The sequence below is a fragment of the Aquabacterium sp. genome, assembly GCF_035476535.1.
In the GTDB taxonomy this organism is placed as follows: domain Bacteria; phylum Pseudomonadota; class Gammaproteobacteria; order Burkholderiales; family Burkholderiaceae_C; genus Pseudaquabacterium.
Window position 1 is genome coordinate 1 of the sequence record NZ_DATILJ010000065.1, and the last position, 3,210, is coordinate 3,210.

The following is a 3,210-nucleotide window of genomic DNA, read 5'->3' on the forward strand; positions in this document are numbered from 1 at the left end:
CTGCAGCAGGCCGTCGTCACCGATCCGGTCACGTACGAGAGCGTCGTGCGGCCTCTACCCAAGACGGCGAAGTGAGCGTAGAGTACTGGACGGGCATCCAGTACTTCTCTCCCATTGGAGCTAAGCTGATACCCCTTATATTAATACACTCCTCGCCGACGCAGGCGAGGGCACGCGAATTCGGCCACGCCCTGCACGCCCGCCAGCCCGATCCTGCATGCCGCATCGCCGGGTCCGACCCATCAGGCGGCGCCCCAGCCTCCGCCGAGCGCGCGCACCAGCCCCACCGTCGCCTGGTATTGCGCCGAGCGCACCTGCAGCGCCTGCCGCCGGTTCTGCAATTCGCTGCGCTGCGCATCCAGCAGGTCGAGCTGGCTCACCAGGCCGTTGCGGTAGCGCGAATTCGACAGCGTCGTCGCCCGCGTGGCCGACTCCACCGCGCGTGATTGCGCCTCGGATTGTTGCGCCAGCAGGCGCAGAGCCGAGAGCTGGTCCTCGACATCGCGGAAGGCCACCAGCACCTGCTCGCGATAGCTCGCCAAGGACGCGTCCAGCTCCCCTTGCGCGTTCTGCACGCCCGCGGCGCGCCGGCCGCCATCGAAGATCGGCAGCGCGCTCAAGGCGCCGATGCCCCAGGCGCGGGCCGACCACTTGAACAGGTCACCGAGTTCGGGCGACGCGTAGCCGCCGGCTGCCGTCAGCGACAAGCTGGGGAACCACGCCGCCTGCGCGACGCCGACGCGCACGTTGGCAGCCTGCATCGTGCGTTGCGCCGCGGAGACGTCAGGCCTTCGCGCCAGCACCGTGCTGGGCACGCCGGCCGGGATCAGCGGCAGCGCGGTCGACCACGCGGCCGGCGGCAGCGAGAAGTTCGACGACGCTTCGCCGACCAGCACCGCCAGCGCGTGCTCCAGCTCCGCCCGGCGACGGTCCAGCGCCAACGCATCGGAGTCGGTGGCGGCCACCTGCGTGCGAACACGCGCCACGTCGAGCTCGGCCACGTCGCCGGCACGGTGGCGCCGCTCGGTGAGGTCCAGCGTGTCGCGGTAGGCCTTGGCCGTGTCCCGGACCAACGCACGCTCCTCGTCGAGCGCGCGCAAGGCCAGGTAGGTCTGCGCCACGTCAGCCTGGACAACGAGCCTGGTGCTTTGCAGAAGAGCCTCTCGCGATTGGGCATCCAGCGCAACCGCGTTGCTGGCGCCACGCAGGCGGCCCACCAGGTCGACCTCGTAGGACAGGTTCAGACCCGCCGTGATCGTCGTGGCGACGGGCGCCGGCACCAGGCCGCTGCCCGCGACAGTGCCGCGTGAAGCGCCAAGCGCCCCGCCCAGTTGCGGCATGCGGTCCGCGTCGGCCGAGCGCAGCAGCGCGCGAGCCTGCGCCAGGCGTGCGGCTGCCACCTGGATCGAATTGTTCGTGCGCCCTGCCCGTTCGACCAGTTCATCGAGCGCCGGGTCCCGGAAGACCAACCACCAGGTGCCGCGGGCCTGGGTCTCGGCCGCGGCAACTGGCGTCCAGCTTCCATCTCGCTCTTTGAAGGCGGCCGGCACCACCGGCAAGGCGGCCGGGTCGATGGCCGGCGGCGTCGCACAGCCGGCCAGCACCAGCGCGGCGAGCAGCGGCAGCAGCGCATGGCGCAGGCGGTATCCGGCGGGGTTACTGACAGTGTTGTTGTTCATGATTCACTCCTTGTGATGTCGTGCAGGCTCACTCGTGCAGGCTCACTCGGGCAGGCGCAGCGGCGCGGCCGGCATCGGCGACAGATGGGGCTCGCCGCCGCCACCCGAAAAGGTGGTGATCGGTGCCTCGGCATGCTGCGGCACCTCACCGTGCAGCTTCAACGGCCGGTTGCCGGTCAGGCGGCGCAGCAGCACGTAGAACACCGGCGTCAGGAACAGGCCGAAAGCCGTGACGCCGATCATGCCGGCGAACACCGCCATGCCCATCGCCTGGCGCATCTCGGCACCGGCGCCGCTGGACAGCACCAGCGGCAGCACGCCCATCACGAAGGCCAGCGAGGTCATCAGGATCGGGCGCAGGCGCAGCCGACTGGCTTCCACCGCGGCCTGGATTGGCGTGCGGCCAGCGAACTCCAGCTCGCGGGCGAACTCGACAATCAGGATCGCGTTCTTCGCACTCAGCCCCACCAGCACCATCAGCCCGATCTGCGTGAAGACGTTGTTGTCGCCGCCGCTGAGCCACACGCCAGTCATCGCCGCCAGCAGCCCCATCGGCACGATCAGGATGATGGCCAGCGGCAGCGTCAGGCTCTCGTACTGCGCGGCGAGCACCAGAAACACCAGCAGCACGGCCAGCGGGAACACCCAGATCGCAGAGTTGCCGGCCAGGATCTCCTGGTAGGTCAGCTCGGTCCACTCATACGTGATGCCGGGCGGCAGCGTCTCTTTCGCGATGCGCTCGACGGCATCCTTGGCCTGGCCCGACGAAAAGCCGGGCGCGGCCCCGCCGTTGATGTCGGCGGCCAGGTAGCCGTTGTAGCGCATCGCGCGTTCCGGGCCGAAGCTCGGGCCGACCTTCATCAGCGCCGACAGCGGCACCATCTCGCCGGTGGCCGAGCGCACTTTCAGCAATCCCACGTCCTCGGCGCGCGCGCGGTGCTGCGCATCGGCCTGCACACGCACGGTGTAGGTGCGGCCAAAGGTGTTGAAGTCATTGACGTAGATCGAGCCCAGGTAGATCTGCATCGTGTCGAACACGTCCGTCACCGCCACGCCCAGCTGACGCGCCTTGGTGCGGTCGATGTCGGCATAGAGCTGCGGCACGTTGACCTGATAACTCGAGAACAGACCAGCCAGCTCGGGCGCCTTCGAGGCCTTGGCCATGAAGGCCTTCACCGCCGCATCCATCTGCTCGTAGCCCAGCGAACCGCGGTCTTCCAGCTGCAGCTTGAAGCCGCCGGTCGTGCCCAGGCCGTTCACCGGCGGCGGCGGGAACATCACGATGAAGGCATCCTCGATGCCGGCGAATTGCTGGTTCAGCTGGCCGGCGATGGCCGCGCCGCTCTGATCCTTGCCTTTGCGCTGATCGAAGGGCTTCAATGTCGCGAACACGATGCCGGAGTTGGAGCTGTTGGTGAAGCCGTTGATCGACAGGCCGGGGAAGCTCACCGCGTGCTCGACGCCGGGGTGCTTCAGCGCAACGTCACCCATGCGGCGGATCACGTCTTCGGTGCGGTCCAGCGTGGCGCCG

The 3,210-nt window shown here is 68.8% G+C and carries 2 protein-coding genes; both read right to left on the reverse strand.

The window, feature by feature from the left end; all coding sequences use genetic code 11:
- Positions 1-242: 242 nt before the first annotated feature.
- Positions 243-1,679, reverse strand: a complete 1,437-nt coding sequence (locus tag VLK61_RS06705) for an efflux transporter outer membrane subunit (protein WP_325419491.1) — start codon at positions 1,677-1,679, stop codon at positions 243-245.
- A 42-nt stretch (positions 1,680-1,721) separates the two neighbouring features.
- Positions 1,722-3,210: efflux RND transporter permease subunit (locus tag VLK61_RS06710; RefSeq protein WP_325419492.1), on the reverse strand; the 1,489-nt coding region annotated here is incomplete at its 5' end.